This window comes from Paenibacillus sp. UNC451MF (genome assembly GCF_000686845.1).
Classification (GTDB): domain Bacteria; phylum Bacillota; class Bacilli; order Paenibacillales; family NBRC-103111; genus Paenibacillus_S.
Window position 1 is genome coordinate 164,924 of record NZ_JMLS01000018.1, and the last position, 15,243, is coordinate 180,166.

General features: G+C 43.7%; 16 protein-coding genes. All 16 read left to right on the forward strand.

Going from position 1 to position 15,243, the window contains the following annotated elements:
* Nucleotides 1-54: 54 nt before the first annotated feature.
* The 16 genes from BP97_RS0118760 (at nt 55) to BP97_RS0118830 (ending at nt 15,207) form a co-directional block, all read left to right on the forward strand.
* Nucleotides 55-792 carry a ClpP family protease gene (locus tag BP97_RS0118760; RefSeq protein WP_028550483.1) on the forward strand — a complete coding sequence of 246 codons (738 nt, stop codon included), beginning with the start codon at nt 55-57 and terminating at the stop codon, nt 790-792.
* The gene (locus BP97_RS0118765; protein ID WP_028550484.1) at nt 789-1,010 is read left to right on the forward strand and encodes a YlzJ-like family protein; all 222 of its coding nucleotides are present in this window, start codon (nt 789-791) and stop codon (nt 1,008-1,010) included. Before BP97_RS0118760 ends, BP97_RS0118765 begins: the two co-directional genes overlap by 4 nt.
* A gap of 109 nt (nt 1,011-1,119) precedes the next feature.
* Nucleotides 1,120-3,633: an FtsK/SpoIIIE family DNA translocase gene (locus tag BP97_RS0118770; RefSeq protein WP_442952373.1), complete on the forward strand. Its 2,514-nt coding sequence runs from the start codon at nt 1,120-1,122 to the stop codon at nt 3,631-3,633.
* A gap of 154 nt (nt 3,634-3,787) precedes the next feature.
* Nucleotides 3,788-4,576, forward strand: a complete 789-nt coding sequence (sleB, locus tag BP97_RS0118775) for a spore cortex-lytic enzyme (RefSeq protein WP_028550486.1) — start codon at nt 3,788-3,790, stop codon at nt 4,574-4,576.
* 88 nt (nt 4,577-4,664) lie between these two features.
* Nucleotides 4,665-5,948: an EF-P 5-aminopentanol modification-associated protein YfmF gene (gene yfmF / locus BP97_RS0118780; protein WP_028550487.1), complete on the forward strand. Its 1,284-nt coding sequence runs from the start codon at nt 4,665-4,667 to the stop codon at nt 5,946-5,948.
* A 3-nt stretch (nt 5,949-5,951) separates the two neighbouring features.
* Nucleotides 5,952-7,238, forward strand: a complete 1,287-nt coding sequence (yfmH, locus tag BP97_RS0118785) for an EF-P 5-aminopentanol modification-associated protein YfmH (RefSeq protein ID WP_028550488.1) — start codon at nt 5,952-5,954, stop codon at nt 7,236-7,238.
* Entirely contained in the window at nt 7,235-7,993 is a 759-nt protein-coding gene (ymfI, locus tag BP97_RS0118790) for an elongation factor P 5-aminopentanone reductase (protein WP_442952374.1), read from the forward strand. Before yfmH ends, ymfI begins: the two co-directional genes overlap by 4 nt.
* A gap of 79 nt (nt 7,994-8,072) precedes the next feature.
* Complete coding sequence (locus BP97_RS0118795; RefSeq protein WP_028550490.1) at nt 8,073-8,321, forward strand: DUF3243 domain-containing protein; 249 nt, start codon at nt 8,073-8,075, stop codon at nt 8,319-8,321.
* A 96-nt stretch (nt 8,322-8,417) separates the two neighbouring features.
* On the forward strand, nt 8,418-9,263 hold the full coding sequence (locus tag BP97_RS0118800) for a hypothetical protein (RefSeq protein WP_028550491.1): 846 nt from the start codon (nt 8,418-8,420) through the stop codon (nt 9,261-9,263).
* 108 nt (nt 9,264-9,371) lie between these two features.
* Entirely contained in the window at nt 9,372-10,136 is a 765-nt protein-coding gene (locus BP97_RS0118805) for a DUF3388 domain-containing protein (RefSeq protein ID WP_028550492.1), read from the forward strand.
* A gap of 45 nt (nt 10,137-10,181) precedes the next feature.
* Nucleotides 10,182-11,042, forward strand: coding sequence for a helix-turn-helix domain-containing protein (locus tag BP97_RS0118810; RefSeq protein WP_028550493.1), 861 nt, complete (start codon nt 10,182-10,184; stop codon nt 11,040-11,042).
* A gap of 67 nt (nt 11,043-11,109) precedes the next feature.
* Complete coding sequence (locus BP97_RS40705; RefSeq protein WP_197035489.1) at nt 11,110-11,280, forward strand: hypothetical protein; 171 nt, start codon at nt 11,110-11,112, stop codon at nt 11,278-11,280.
* A 101-nt stretch (nt 11,281-11,381) separates the two neighbouring features.
* Complete coding sequence (locus BP97_RS0118815) at nt 11,382-11,873, forward strand: YajQ family cyclic di-GMP-binding protein (RefSeq protein WP_028550494.1); 492 nt, start codon at nt 11,382-11,384, stop codon at nt 11,871-11,873.
* A gap of 135 nt (nt 11,874-12,008) precedes the next feature.
* Nucleotides 12,009-13,337, forward strand: a complete 1,329-nt coding sequence (gene rimO, locus BP97_RS0118820; RefSeq protein WP_028550495.1) for a 30S ribosomal protein S12 methylthiotransferase RimO — start codon at nt 12,009-12,011, stop codon at nt 13,335-13,337.
* Nucleotides 13,334-13,912: a CDP-diacylglycerol--glycerol-3-phosphate 3-phosphatidyltransferase gene (gene pgsA, locus BP97_RS0118825; protein ID WP_028550496.1), complete on the forward strand. Its 579-nt coding sequence runs from the start codon at nt 13,334-13,336 to the stop codon at nt 13,910-13,912. The genes rimO and pgsA overlap by 4 nt, the downstream gene beginning before the upstream one ends.
* Before the next feature lie 53 nt (nt 13,913-13,965).
* Nucleotides 13,966-15,207 (forward strand): competence/damage-inducible protein A, encoded by a 1,242-nt coding sequence (locus tag BP97_RS0118830; protein ID WP_028550497.1) that lies wholly within the window; start codon nt 13,966-13,968, stop codon nt 15,205-15,207.
* The last annotated feature ends 36 nt before the right edge of the window (nt 15,208-15,243 follow it).

Genomic DNA, 15,243 nt, shown 5'->3' on the forward strand with positions numbered 1-15,243 from the left:
CGATCCATACTATGGGGGATGATGTAACCATAGAATAGGGAGGATTTTCCTTATATGAACAATTTCACTCAAGATACGCAGCCACAACAGCCAAACCCGGACGAAGCCAAGAAAAATCCAACTGTCGAGAATATTCAACAGTTAGGTCAAACGGTTACGCCGCAAGCGGAATCGAATATTTTTTGCATGACCATTATTGGACAAGTAGAGGGACATTTAGTACTGCCACCTCAAAATAAAACAACCAAATACGAACATTTGATCCCACAGCTTGTTGCTGCAGAACAAAACTCCAAAATTGAAGGTGTTCTGATCATTTTGAATACCGTCGGTGGTGACGTTGAAGCAGGCTTGGCTATAGCCGAAATGATAGCAACTCTCTCCAAGCCTACGGTCACACTCGTATTAGGAGGAGGACATTCCATAGGGGTTCCGATAGCGGTATCCTCGAATTACTCCATCATTGCAGAAACAGCGACGATGACAATACATCCAATTCGTTTGAATGGATTGGTTATTGGAGTGCCTCAGACCTTTGAGTATTTGGATAAAATGCAGGAGAGGGTCAATCGATTTATTACACGTCATTCCAGGGTAACAGAGGAGAAATTGAAGGAACTGATGTTTAAAACCGGAGAATTAACGAGAGACATTGGAACGACCGTTATCGGACCGGATGCAGTTAAATACGGTTTAATTAATGCCATTGGTGGCGTAGGTGATGCCATTCGTGAATTGAACCGTCGTATCGAGGAGAAACGTAACACCCAGACTGGGGGCATGGTGCAATGATTCAGTATACAGTAATGCCTCTTGAGGTTGTAATGGAAGGCATTGAAGAAATGGAGTCCAACCAGATGGAGATTGTAATGAATGGGATCACAATGCAGGTTCAGCCATTGAATTCGACTCAAGCAACCATAGTTCGATTGATAAGCGGAAACCCGCAAGATTTTTTGAATCCGCAATTCACTCCTGGACGTGTAATTGAGTTTCAGCCGAGGATCTAGTTCTAAGGTCTGATGTTTTGCCATCATATTAAGGTTCTATCCAAAGTATGGTATAATTTGTACTTGGGGGTGAGCCGCGTTGGCAAGGCCAAAGAAGAGAAGTAAGGTTATGAAAACGAATTTGAAGTATGAGCTGTATGGCATTGTCATCTTGACATTGTCTGTCATAGCTATATCCCAAGAAGGCCCTGTCTCCAGATCCTTTAAGTACTTGTTCCGTTTTTTGATCGGGTCGATGGAATTTATTATTCCGCTTGTTTTCATCTACATAGGACTTTATGTTTTGGTGAAAAGATCATGGCCTGTGTGGAGGACGACTCGTAAGGCAGGGATTTTGCTAATTATTCTCGCGTTCATCCTCATGAGTCACATCACGTTGTTCGATGATTTGTACCCAAAAGGGAAGATCACGGCAGGAATGATTATGTCACAATCATGGTCCAGCTTGATGACAGCGATGGAAGCCTCAGAGAGAGGTAGGGCTGCGCTTGACCGTGAAGTGGGCGGGGGCATTATCGGAGCATCTCTGTACAGCATGCTGTACTTTTTGTTCGCGAATCTAGGAGCAAAGCTGATACAATACATGCTGATTCTCATTGGCATTCTGTTAGTGACGAGATTGTCCATCGGCGATATCGTTCAGAAAGTAAAAGGTCGCCGAAAATTCGCGGATACGCTGCTTGGACAATACATACAGAGGAAAATGCTTGCCCGCAAACATAAGCCGATACCTGTAGCAGTAAAGAAAAAGCCTGCGGCTATACCGTATATTCCTGAGGATAATGAGTTTGATGAGGAAACATTGAAGCCGGAACGAAAAGAGAAGAAAAATGGGAAGAAACGTTCCTTATTTTTTGATCTTATACAGCCTAAAGCTAAAACAGAGCCGTCAGCTCAACAAGCTTTTGGTCAGGATGAGGTATCTGAAGAGTTCGAGCATACAACAGACCAAGTCAAACCAACGAAGGAACAAACCGTATATCATGCTGCTGATGAAGCGGAAGAAATCGAACATGAGCCGGTTATTCCTGTCATTCGCGATTTTCAGGAGCATGTTAAGCAGGAGTCATTCAACCCACAAGATGACCAAGCGGTACAAGCAGCTCCAGTGACAGCTAAGGCGAAATCAACGGGTGCAGCTGCTACAGAAGATGAAGGTGGAGCACCTGAAGATTTTGATATTCTGAATCAGCCTCTCGCAGCACCTTATGAGCTTCCATCTTTTCAGTTGTTGTCCAAGCCTAACCTTGCAAAAGGGGCTGAATCATTGGATTACAAAGCGGTTGCTCGCAAGCTGGAAGCAACACTTGAAAGCTTTGGTGTAAGGGCGAAAGTATTGGAAGTTGTAAGAGGACCTTCTGTTACACGATATGAAATTCAGCCGGATGTTGGGGTAAAGGTAAGCCGAATAGTAGGATTAACAGATGATATTGCACTGGCCTTAGCGGCTAAAGATATTCGGATGGAAGCTCCTATTCCTGGAAAATCCGCAATCGGGATTGAGGTTCCGAATACGGAAGTTTCTATTGTCACTATGCGTGAAGTTATGGAGACTACAGCTTTTCAGGAGTCAAGCTCTAGGCTCTCTATCACGTTTGGTAGAGACATATCCGGACAACCTATCGTCGGTAATTTGGCGCGCATGCCACATATGCTGGTTGCAGGTGCAACAGGATCAGGTAAATCCGTTTGTATTAACGGGATTATTACGAGTATTTTGTATAAGGCTAAACCGGATGAAGTGAAGTTTTTGATGATTGACCCGAAAATGGTTGAGTTAAACGTATATAACGGTATTCCTCATTTGCTAGCACCGGTCGTTACGGATCCTCGCCGTGCGTCTCTGGCCTTGAAAAAAGTTGTAGTTGAGATGGAAAAACGCTACGAGCTCTTCTCAAAGAGCGGTACGCGGAATATTGAAGGCTACAATAATATGCTGGTGGAAACCCAGACGGGTGCGCCGCTGCCTTACATCGTAGTCATTGTCGATGAGTTAGCCGACCTCATGATGGTGGCTGCCAATGATGTAGAGGATGCGATATGCCGCTTGGCTCAAATGGCACGGGCCGCAGGGATTCACTTGATTATAGCGACTCAGCGGCCTTCTGTAGACGTCATTACGGGTGTTATCAAAGCCAATATTCCTTCCCGGATCGCCTTCGGGGTATCGTCACAGGTCGATTCTAGAACGATTCTGGATATGGCGGGCGCGGAAAAATTGCTTGGACGTGGGGACATGCTTTATCTCCCAATGGGTGCATCGAAGCCTGTGCGCGTTCAAGGAGCTTTTTTATCAGATAATGAAGTGGAGTCCGTTGTTAACTTTGTAAGGACACAAGGTCAGGCCAACTATGTGGAAGACATGGTACCACAAATCGAAGAGCAGACCGAAGCACCCGATCAAATGGAAGACGAGCTCTATGATCAAGCCGTACAAATCATTTTAGAAGCGAAACAGGCATCCGTATCGTTATTACAGCGCCGTATGCGCGTTGGCTATACCCGTGCGGCCCGGTTGATCGATTCTATGGAAGCTAAGGGAATCGTCGGCCCATATGAAGGAAGCAAGCCTAGGGAAGTGCTTGTCTCCCTTGAGCAATATCAAGGAAGGCTTTCGTCATAATTATAGAAGAGCATACCGAATAGGTGTGCTTTTTCTTTTGTCCATTTTCCAGTCCCAGTACTTTCCTTATTTAGCTGAATAGAAGCTTACTTCCTTTCTCATAATAACCTTAAAAAGGTTGCCAATATGAATGTGGGAAAGGTGAGGACAGTTGATGAACAAACGTCTTGTTTTTATTACGTTCTGTTTGGTTTTTGTTTTATTTGCAGGCTATCAAGTCAAACACCGGCTGGAAGTACAGCAAACCTTTAGTAAAACGGATGTTCACTATGGAGCCACAGGAAAAGATGTATATGAACTGCAAGGAAGACTTAAGCTCTTGGGCTTCTATAGTGGCTCAGTAGATGGAGACTTTGGCTACAACACGCTTCGGTCATTGAAATGGTTCCAATCGGAGTTTGGTTTGAAGGTGGACGGGATTGCAGGGTCCAAAACGAAATTAAAGCTTTGGGAAGCGACTAAGCACTATCGTCCGACAGCAGATGAACTGCCCCAATCGGCACAAACCGGAAATGCAGGTGCAGGTCAAGGTGGGGGTGGAGGTGGTGGTCAAACGACGAATTTGCCTGCTACCAATCATCTCGGCTTGTCTGAGCAAGACTTAAACTTAATGGCGAACGCGGTGTATGGTGAATCAAGAGGTGAGCCTTACATAGGGCAGGTTGCTGTAGCGGCGGTAATACTCAATCGTGTTAAATCGGCTAGCTTCCCTAATACCGTCTCCGGTGTTATTTTTCAACCAGGAGCATTCACAGCAGTAGCTGACGGACAAATTTGGCTGACTCCTAATGAAAATGCTAAAAAAGCCGTGAGAGACGCTTTAAACGGAAATGATCCGAGCGGCGGTTGCATATATTACTTTAACCCAGAGACTGCAACCTCCAAATGGATTTGGACCCGTCCTCAGATCAAGCAGATCGGTAAGCATATTTTCTGCAAGTAATGTTCTGCGAGAAGTAACCCTTGTGGTTGCTTCTTCTGTTTATGAAGGAATATAATGGAATAAAGCCAATGAAAGGAGCAATGTCCCGTTGAAAAACATTCAATTTGAGCGTGGCACCATAAGAAACATCCGAGTACATGTGCTGCCTACAGAACAATTTAAGACTTATGCATTATCGGTATACATCGGTACTCCCTTGGAGGAGCAGTCTGTTACTCCAACGGCTTTCACTCCTTTCGTGCTGCGCCGCGGCACACAGAAGTACCCGGAAACCAAACAATTTCGGGAACGGTTGGATGATCTTTATGGAGCAGGCTTCGGTTTTGATATTTACAAGCGTGGCGACTATCAAATGGTTCAGTTTCGCATGGATTTGATTCAAGATCATTTTGTGAATAGTCCTGAATCACTTCTGCAAAATGGCATCGAGTTTCTTGGCGAAGTCATCACCAGACCCGCCCTTGAAAATAATCGATTTGTCGGTAAGTATGTTGAGTCAGAGAAAGTCACGCTGCAAAAAAGGATCGAATCCATCATTAACGATAAAATCAGATATGCAGCCGAACGTTGTATTGCCGAAATGTGCAGCCAAGAACCTTACAGACTGCATCCATTAGGCAGCATCGACCAATTGCAGCGGCTGACACCTGAAACATTGTATTCTTATTATCAGCAGTGGCTTCAGAACTCGGTAATTGATATATATGTCGTAGGTAAAACCAATCTTGAGGAAGTTATGCCGCTAATTGAAAGAAGCTTTGTAGTGGAAAGATCACAAGCCGGAAAATATCTGAATAAGCCTGGACATCGTCAAGTCGAGCAGGTGAAGGAAGTGGTGGAGCGGCTTGATGTCAACCAAGGCAAGCTGAATATGGGCTTACGAGCCTATTCAACCTATGCGGATCCTACATATCCAACGATGCTGATGTACAACGGCATACTTGGAGGCTATCCTCATTCCAAGCTGTTTACTAACGTGCGGGAAAAAGCCAGTCTCGCCTATTATGCTTCTTCTCGATTGGATGGGCATAAAGGGATTTTAACGATACAATCAGGCATCGAGATTCAAAACTTTGAAAAGGCGGTAGCCATCATTCGTCAACAGTTGGAAGCTATGACGAAAGGCGAAATTAGCGAGACGGAGCTTCAGCAGACAAGAGCCATGATAACTGGACATTTGCGTGAAATGCAGGATTCTGCCTTTGAGCTTGTCTCCTTTGATTTTAACAATATATTGTCGGGTGTTGAGCGTTCCGTTCCATCCCTCATTCAAGATGTACTTAACGTGGATAAAAAAGATATCCAAGAGGTAGCCAATCAGGTCAAACTAGACACGATCTACTTTTTGCGCGACCGGAAGGGAGGAGAATAGAGCATGAAGGCAATTCCGTATCCTAATGTGAATGAAACCTTATATGTGGAGCAGCTTCCCAATGGATTATCGGTATTTCTTTTGCCAAAGGAAGGCTTTCAAAAAACGTACGCTACCTTTTCCACCAAGTACGGCTCAATTGATAATCATTTTAAGGTACTGGGCGGACAAGAGAAGCGGGTTCCTGACGGCATCGCTCACTTTTTGGAGCACAAAATGTTTGAGGAGCCTACAGGTGATATTTTTGCCGTATTTGCTTCCAATGGTGCTTCAGCGAACGCATTTACAAGCTTTGATAAAACGACTTATTTATTCTCGGCAACAGAGCATATCCATGAGAACTTGAAGACACTTATCAATTTTGTGCAAAACCCGTATTTTACGGACGAAAATGTTGAAAAAGAAAAAGGGATTATCGGGCAAGAGATTAAAATGTATGAGGACAATGCCGATTGGCGCTCTTATTTCGGTCTGATCGAAACGATGTATCATAAACATCCCGTTCACATTGATATAGCAGGGACAGTCGAATCGATTTCTCATATTACGAAAGAGCTTCTGTACGATTGTTACCACACGTTTTACCACCCGAGCAACATGAGCTTGTTTGTCGTAGGTGGTATAAATCCTGAGGAAATCATGGAGCTAATTCGAAACAATCAGGCAGAGAAAAATTACAAGACGCAAGGGGATATCGAACGTTTCTTTGACAATGAGCCTTCAACAGTCAAACAAAAAGAGAAGGTTACCGTACTACCTGTTTCTCTACCCAAATGCTTGTTCGGGTGTAAGGAACCTGACCAAAAAGCGTCTGGAAAAGAGCTGCTTGAACGAGAGCTTTCCATGAAGGTGCTTCTGGATATTTTGCTAAGCCCTAGCTCCGACATTTATCAGAAATTGTATGACGAACAGCTGATTTCGGATAACTTCGGCAGTGAGTATAATATCGGAGAGAATTATGCTTTCACGGTTATCGGCGGCGATACGAAGGATCCTGATCGACTGATCGCAAGAATCCAAGAAGAAATCGACAAAGTCAAGGAACAGGGAGTTCCTGCAGCAAGCTTCGAGAGAAGCCGTAAGAAAAAAATAGGCGGATTTATGAGATTGCTCAATTCTCCTGAAGCCATTGCCAATGAATTTACAAAATATCGCTTTAAAGGGATTGATCTCTTTGATATTTTGCCGGCTTATGAACAAATGACACTTGAACAAGTAAATGAACGTCTTCGTCAGCACTTTAACTGGAATCAATTGGCGGTTTCCATTGTAAGAAGCGAACAACAGTGAGTATTATCCAGCGGCCCTTCACCGATCAAACGGTGCTTATCACAGGGGCTAGCAGAGGGATTGGAGCGGCTATTGCTGAACGATTTTCCTCCGTTGGGATGAATGTAGTAATTCATTACTTACAATCTCACGAGGCTGCCAACGAAACGGCTCGCAGCTGTATGAAGCACGGCGCCAAGGTGCTGACGGCTGCTGCCGATTTGCGGAGCAGAGAACAAATACTGCGATTACAGGAAAAATTGGATCATCATGGTATGATGCCGGACATTTTAGTAAACAATGCCGGCATTTCTCACTATGGTTTGCTATCGGATGTGACTGAGGACATGTGGGACGAAGTGATGGACATCAATCTTAAAGGTACCTTTTTGACAACGCAGCAATTTATGAAGCCGATGATCAGCCAAAAGTATGGAAGAATCATCAATGTTTCTTCCATTTGGGGGATTTCGGGCGCATCATGTGAAGTAGTTTATTCTACAGCGAAAGGCGGTATGAATGCCTTCACGAAAGCGTTGGCCAAGGAGTTGGCTCCATCGGGCGTAACCGTAAATGCTGTAGCTCCAGGTGCTGTGGATACATTAATGATGGCTAATTTCGATACAGAGGAAAAAGCCGCACTGGAGAATGAGATTCCAGTTGGACGATTTGCGCAGCCAAATGAAATTGCCTCACTGGTCTATTTCCTGGCTTTACCGGAATCAGGGTATATCACCGGACAAATCATCAGTCCTAATGGGGGCTGGCTTACCTGATTTTCCTGAATATTTAGGCCTCCTTTTGCGAAGATTAGTATTTGTAGTGATACTATATACTTAAGGGAGGCTAACACTGATGGCAACAGCATTGAAGGTATTCGAGCGTTGGAAGGAATTTTTGGGTGAACGTGTAGAACAAGCGCAAAAATCCGGGATGAGCGATGAAACGATCAGTAAGCTTGCATTCCAGATCGGTGAATTTCTCTCCGACAAGGTTGACCCTGAAAACAATGAAGAGCGCATCTTGAAGGATCTCTGGGATGTCGCCGACGAACAGGAACGTAAAACGATGGCACGTCTAATGGTGAAACTTGTAAATAAATAAACGAATTCCTTATCGGCCTCCTTCATAGGAGGCTTTTCCTTGCTATTCATGATATACTTAGATAAAGTATGTTTTAGAAAGGCGGCAAGGTGAAGTTTGAGTACTGTGAGATGGGCAAGTTATTTATCTGTTATTGTTAGTTTATTGCTAATTGTTAGTGGCTGCGGCAAAAATATCCCCGCAATTGATCCGGCTGTTCTTCAAAACAAAGTATCGGTGTTAGTGCTAACTAAACCGAATTTAAAAGATACGACAAAATCCACATTTACGAATACATTGCTATCCTGGCGGGATACCCAACATATAGCTTTTGAATGGATTCCTGATGTCACGGCAATTTCGGAAGAGCAAGCTAATAAAATACGATCTGTAACATATGATTACATACTAGTAGTTGGAAACGAGCTTAATCAGCAACTACTGCCTTTTGCTTCAACGCTTTCTGATAAAAAATGGATATTCATGGATGATACGATCAGTCAGAATACTTCAGAAGTGTCTGCTGCGAATATAGAGTGGAAGCAGACAGGTCCTGGTTTCATGGAAAATCAGTGGGGGGAGTGGGTTAAGCAGCAGCAGGTTATTGGTAAATCCATGGAATGGGTGACTGTGTCCTCGAATCCAATCCCATCAGCCTGGGCTCCATCGGAAGAAGCGGAGCGGATATCGATCTCGGATGCAGAAGGCTGGTATCCACAATTTCAGCTGCAGGTGAAGCAGCATGCTCCTGATTGGCTTGTAGTTTATTCCCCGCAAGAGTCTAGTGTTCTACAGCGCATGAAAAACTTACAGGTTCCCATCATCAATATGGCGTCCACCACTATCGATGTGAAGTGGGATATCGTACTTCCTGCGTTGTTAGCCCAAATGCAAAACAAGCAATGGAAAGCTGGAATCCAGGCTTACTCCACACAAGAGGTGCAAGTAAACAAGCCTCAATAACTTTTTGCAAAAAGCAGCAGGAATTATGCGAAATTTGTAGAATATTTTCGTAAGATGTTACAAAATATGAATAGATGGTCTCTTGACATCAGTAAGAGGTGTATAAAAATGGAAATGAAACAATGGTATATGGAATATCGAATTTTTAAAAATCGCCCCGGTCTGTTGGGAGATGTAGCTTCCTTGATGGGGATGCTGGATATAAATATTGTTACGATTAATGGTGTGGAAGACCGTACACGTGGAATGCTTCTTCAAACAAATGATGATGAAAAAATTGACTTAATGGGTAAAATGTTGAAAAAAGTAGATAATATAACTATAACTGCTTTGCGGGAGCCTAAGCTTGTAGATATATTGGCCGTAAGACACGGTCGCTATATCGAAAGAGACTCGGATGACCGCAAAACATTCCGGTTTACCCGCGATGAATTGGGGCTGTTGGTCGATTTTCTTGGGGAAATCTTCAAGCAAGAGGGGAATCAAGTCGTTGGATTAAGAGGAATGCCGCGCGTCGGAAAAACCGAGTCGATCATTGCGGGCAGCGTATGCTCTAACAAGCGTTGGACTTTTGTATCATCCACCCTCTTACGGCAGACGGTGCGCAGTCAATTGTCCGAAGATGAAATGAACGCCAACAATGTGTTTATTATCGATGGAATTGTTTCGACCATTCGTTCTAACGAAAAGCACCATATGCTTTTGCAGGATATTATGAGCATGCCGTCGACCAAGGTCATCGAACATCCGGATATTTTCATTCGTGAATCGGAATACACCTATGACGATTTTAATTATATTGTAGAGCTTCGCAACACACCGGATGAAGAAATATCGTACGAGAGCTTTACGACTGGTTTTGACGAGTATTAATTTGAAAATTTCACAACTAAGACATAACCGAAAAGGGGTGAGAACGTGACTGATCTTGGCCAAATGCTGCGTAAAGCAAGAATGGAGAAGAAAATTTCTCTTGAGCAGCTAGAAGAAACTACTAAAATTCGTAAACGGTATTTGGAAGCTATTGAAGATGGTAACTACAAAGTGCTGCCTGGCAATTTTTATGTCAGAGCTTTTATAAAGAGCTATGCAGAAGCTGTTGGTATGGATCCGAATGAAGTTCTTCGTATGTATCAGAATGTTATCCCAACTTCTGAGCCAGAGCATGTAGAACCAATCCGATCGAAGAGAACCACCCGAAATACGGAGAAAATCGGCAAGTATGCGTCTACCATAATGATGGTTTCATTCGTCGTGTTGATTCTAGGGATTATCTATTACTATCTCAACATGAATTACAGCGGCAAACAGAACGAAGCCAATCCGAATAATGAGCCGAAGCGGGTTACGGACAAAGCCGAGCCTGCTCCCACTGTGAGCGGAGATACTTATGGCATTACATTGAATGATAAAAAAACTACGGCAGTGGTGACACCTACGCCAACACCTCCACCTGCTCCAAGTGTTGAGGTAAAGTTGGTGAAAAGTCAGGGTGGTATTGATTATTATTCGGTCTCCAACGCGGAGAAGCTTAATATCGATATGAAAGTAACCGGTGATGCTTGTTGGGTACAGGTAGACTCATTGGGACAAAAACGTGAGACGATAGATGAAGGCACGTACAAGAACGGAAACAATCAGATATGGGAGTTAACGAACTCTGCATTTTTGGTTTTCGGACGGGCTAATGCAGTGGAACTGATGGTGAACGGAACCTCAGTTGCTCTTGGGGATGCGCCTAATGCTAAACGAATCCAGGTTGAATTAATCAAAACCTAATTAAAGTTTACCTTGTTGCGATTTGGGGCATGCTAATACCAACTAGGTTTAAGGGATGGTATATGTCATGACCGCCAGTTGGGTTGTAGTAGTATTAGGGATCATTGTATGTTCACTTGGCTGGTACTTAACGCCTAACGCATGGGGATACGGTATACTTGGATTCGGCTTAGCGCATATTGTACTTGGAATAGTGGATATGTTTCGTTTTTCGCCAGATCATGTAGAGCAAAGTTAAGTACGGCTAATCAAGACACCACGGAAGCGATAGCCGAAGGTGTCTTTTTATGTTATTCTTCGGTATAGGGAAAATTAAGGATAAAGAAGGGTGTGTCGTACATGAGTAGTGAGAGCTCATTTGATATTGTATCCAAAATGGATATGCAGGAGCTAAACAATGCCATTAACCAAGCGGAAAAAGAAATTGCTAACCGCTTTGATTTTAAAAACAGTAAAAGCAAAATTTCATTGGAAAAAGAAGAACTGGTCGTCCTATCTGACGATGAATTCAAACTGCAAAATGTGTTGGATATACTGCATTCCAAAATGGCGAAGAGAGGAATCTCCTTGAAAAACTTGGAATACGGTAAAGTCGAAGGCGCTTCGTCTGCAACTGTACGTCAAAAGATTAAGCTCAAACAAGGTATCGACCAAGACAACGCTAAAAAAATTAATATTTTGATTCGCGATTCGAAGCTTAAGGTGAAAAGCCAAATTCAAGGAGATCAAATTCGTGTTACCGGTAAAAGTAAAGATGATCTTCAGCAAATCATTCAATTGCTTCGCAAAGAGGATTTACCGTTGGAGCTTCAATTTTTGAATTTCCGATAAATACTAGGAACCTTAAGAAGTGGTTCTGGTGTTGTTGAGAGCCTGTAGTGGCAAGGGTTCTCTTTTGACACGCTTCATTCCCATGTATTATACTTGAAACTAATATAGTAAGGCTTGAACATTGGAGGATATTACATGACAGAGAAAGTGAAGGTAGTTACGCTCGGGTGCGAGAAGAATCTCGTTGATTCTGAGATCATGTCAGGATTAATTCATGGTCGTGGCTATGAGCTCGTGAGCGAAAAAGAAGACGCAACAGTTATCATTGTAAATACATGCGGATTTATCGATGCAGCTAAGGAAGAATCGGTAAATACGATTTTAGATATGGCTGACCTGAAACAAACAGGACAATTGAAGGCCCTTATCGTATCGGGATGCTTGACTCAGCGCTATAAAGAAGAGCTGATGAAAGAAATGCCTGAAATCGACGGTATTGTCGGTACAGGAGACTTTCACAAAATTAATGAAATCGTGGATGAAGCGCTGGCAGGTAAAAAACCAATTCTTGTTGGAAATCCCGTGTTTAACTACGAGGCATCTTTACCAAGAAGAGTTACCACACCTCGTTACACAGCGTATGTGAAAATTGCCGAGGGCTGTGACAATGCCTGTACCTTCTGTAGTATCCCTATTATGCGCGGTAAATTCCGCAGCCGCAGCATAGAATCAGTCATCTCTGAAGTTGAACAATTGGCTTCGCAGGGCGTGAAAGAGATTAGCTTGATTGCACAGGATTCTACGAACTATGGTACAGACTTGTACGATGGTTTTATGTTGCCTACACTTCTGAATAAAGTAAGTGAGGTTAACGGAATTGAGTGGGTTCGTCTGCATTATGCTTACCCGGGATTCTTCACGGATGAATTGATTGACACAATTGCTAGCAATCCTAAAGTTTGCAAGTATGTCGATATGCCGCTTCAGCATAGTGAAGATAGTATTCTCAAACGGATGAGAAGACCAGGTAGACAGCAGGACGCTAGAGCCTTGATTGCCAAGATCCGTGAGCGTATTCCAAACGTTTCCTTGAGAACCTCATTAATAGTAGGATTCCCGGGAGAAACCGAGCAGGACTTTGAGAATCTTAAGGACTTTATTAAGGATGTAGAGTTTGACCGTCTAGGCGTGTTCGCTTATTCGCAAGAACAGGATACGCCAGCTTCTCGCTTGCCTGATCAAGTCACTGATGAAGTGAAAGAATTCCGTGCCAATACACTGATGGAAATTCAACGTGAAATTTCCAATCTTCGTAACGGTAACCGGATTGGCCAAGTCGTTGACGTATTAATTGAGAAGTACGATGGCAGAGGAGACGTCTATGTGGGCCGTTCTCAGTATGATGCTCCTGAAATCGACGGTGAAGTTTTCGTCACCGGCACACAATTAAAGATTGGCGAGGTAGCTAAAGTTCGCATTACCCACTCGTTCGAGTTTGATTTATCCGGGGAGGTTGTGGCATGAACCTGGCCAATAAAATCACTTTGGCGAGGATCTTTTTAGTTCCTATCATCATGTTTTTTTTATTGGTGAATGTGAAGTTTCCTCATATCCGAATTGAACAATTCGTCATCACGTACAACCAGATTATTGCTGCGCTAATTTTTATTATTGCGGCCAGTACCGATAGTTTGGACGGTTATATTGCGCGCAAACGTAAATTGGTGACTAATCTGGGGAAACTGCTTGATCCGCTTGCGGATAAATTATTGGTATCTGCTGTGCTCATCTCTCTTGTAGAGATGGGTAAAGTGGGGGCTTGGATTGCTATTGTCATTATTAGCCGTGAATTTGCGGTTACTGGATTGCGTCAGATTGCCTTGCTGGAAGGGCATGTTATAGCGGCAAGCAAGTGGGGGAAATGGAAAACTGCGACGCAAATTACTGCGATAATCGCTCTGTTAATTAATAATTTCCCATTTGCTTTTATCAATTTCCGTTTTGACATCATTGCCAGCTGGATTGCTGCAATAATCACTCTGTATTCTGGTTTTGACTATTTCATTAAAAATAAACACGTTATTAACTTTAACGAATAAGAGACAGTAGGACTTTCCTATTGTTTTTTGTTTTATTACAAGGAGATGTTGATATGAAAGCAGAAATTATTGCGGTAGGGACTGAACTGCTTCTCGGTCAAATCGTCAATACGAACGCCCAGTTTTTGTCGCGCGCTTGTGCGGATCTTGGGGTCAGCGTATACTTTCAAACCGTGGTGGGGGACAATGAAAGCCGCCTTATAGATGCTATACGGATAGCAGCTGGCCGCGCTGATCTCGTCATCTTCACGGGAGGTCTTGGCCCAACCCAGGATGATTTGACTAAAGATGCTTTAGCTGTATATTTGGGTCGTAAACTACATATTCATCAACCGTCAATGGACAAAATCGAAGCCTTTTTCCGTCATCGTGGCGCGCATATGGTTGAAAGCAACAGAAGGCAAGCGTTGATGCTTGAAGATAGCGATCCTCTGCCGAATGATACCGGAATGGCAGTCGGAGTTGCGCTAACCAATGAACAGACGCACTATGTTCTTTTACCAGGTCCTCCTAAGGAAATGAAGCCCATGTTTGAGCGTTATGCCGCAGCTTGGATTTCCAGTAAAATGACAGGCGTACACCCGCTATATTCGCGTATGCTGAAATTTGCAGGCATTGGGGAATCGCTGCTAGAGCATGAGCTTATTGATCTGGTCCAGGTTCAATCAGACCCGACAATCGCTACGTATGCCAAGGAGGGAGAAGTAGCTGTTCGTTTGACGACGCGTTCAGCTACGAGGGAAGAAGCGGAACAGAAGTTATCCCCTGTGGAGACGGAGATACGCCAAAGACTAGGGCAGCATATTTATGCGAATGAAGACGTTACCCTAGAAGAGGAAATTATACGCCTAATGAAGGTGAGAGGGCTTCAATTGGCTGTAGCGGAAAGCTGCACAGGTGGACTTGTCAGTGACCTTCTGACCGCTGTATCAGGCAGCTCCTCGGTGTTTCAAGGCGGGATAGTAGTTTATACTAACGAATGGAAACACAGGCTTTTAGGTATCCCTATGGACGTTCTAGAAGGGAACGATGCCCCTGGAGCAATTAGCGATGTAACGGCGCGTATGCTGGCGGAGAATCTACTGGAGCAATCAGGAACCGATTATGCTGTTGCTATTACTGGGGTAGCAGGTCCTGGTGAGTCGGAAGGAAAGCCGGTAGGGCTTGTTTATGTAGCTGTTGCTCAAAAGGGAGGGGCTACGGCTCTAAAGCAGCTCCAACTCACTGGTAACCGTGAAATGATTAAGCTTCGTGCTGCAAAAAGTGCTTTATATCAGCTGTGGCAGCTTCTTTAAATCGTTCAGGAGACTTATAAAATAGTGCTTGTAATT

What these genes read in the sequence shown, in the direction of transcription:
- BP97_RS0118770 (WP_442952373.1), top strand. Translation starts at nt 1,120, where the DNA reads ATGAAAACGAATTTGAAGTATGAGCTGTATGGCATTGTCATCTTGACA.
- sleB (WP_028550486.1), top strand. Translation starts at nt 3,788, where the DNA reads ATGAACAAACGTCTTGTTTTTATTACGTTCTGTTTGGTTTTTGTTTTA.
- BP97_RS0118805 (WP_028550492.1), top strand. Translation starts at nt 9,372, where the DNA reads ATGGAAATGAAACAATGGTATATGGAATATCGAATTTTTAAAAATCGC.
- BP97_RS0118760 (WP_028550483.1), top strand. Translation starts at nt 55, where the DNA reads ATGAACAATTTCACTCAAGATACGCAGCCACAACAGCCAAACCCGGAC.
- BP97_RS40705 (WP_197035489.1), top strand. Translation starts at nt 11,110, where the DNA reads ATGACCGCCAGTTGGGTTGTAGTAGTATTAGGGATCATTGTATGTTCA.
- rimO (WP_028550495.1), top strand. Translation starts at nt 12,009, where the DNA reads ATGACAGAGAAAGTGAAGGTAGTTACGCTCGGGTGCGAGAAGAATCTC.
- BP97_RS0118795 (WP_028550490.1), top strand. Translation starts at nt 8,073, where the DNA reads ATGGCAACAGCATTGAAGGTATTCGAGCGTTGGAAGGAATTTTTGGGT.
- yfmH (WP_028550488.1), top strand. Translation starts at nt 5,952, where the DNA reads ATGAAGGCAATTCCGTATCCTAATGTGAATGAAACCTTATATGTGGAG.
- BP97_RS0118830 (WP_028550497.1), top strand. Translation starts at nt 13,966, where the DNA reads ATGAAAGCAGAAATTATTGCGGTAGGGACTGAACTGCTTCTCGGTCAA.
- pgsA (WP_028550496.1), top strand. Translation starts at nt 13,334, where the DNA reads ATGAACCTGGCCAATAAAATCACTTTGGCGAGGATCTTTTTAGTTCCT.
- BP97_RS0118815 (WP_028550494.1), top strand. Translation starts at nt 11,382, where the DNA reads ATGAGTAGTGAGAGCTCATTTGATATTGTATCCAAAATGGATATGCAG.
- BP97_RS0118765 (WP_028550484.1), top strand. Translation starts at nt 789, where the DNA reads ATGATTCAGTATACAGTAATGCCTCTTGAGGTTGTAATGGAAGGCATT.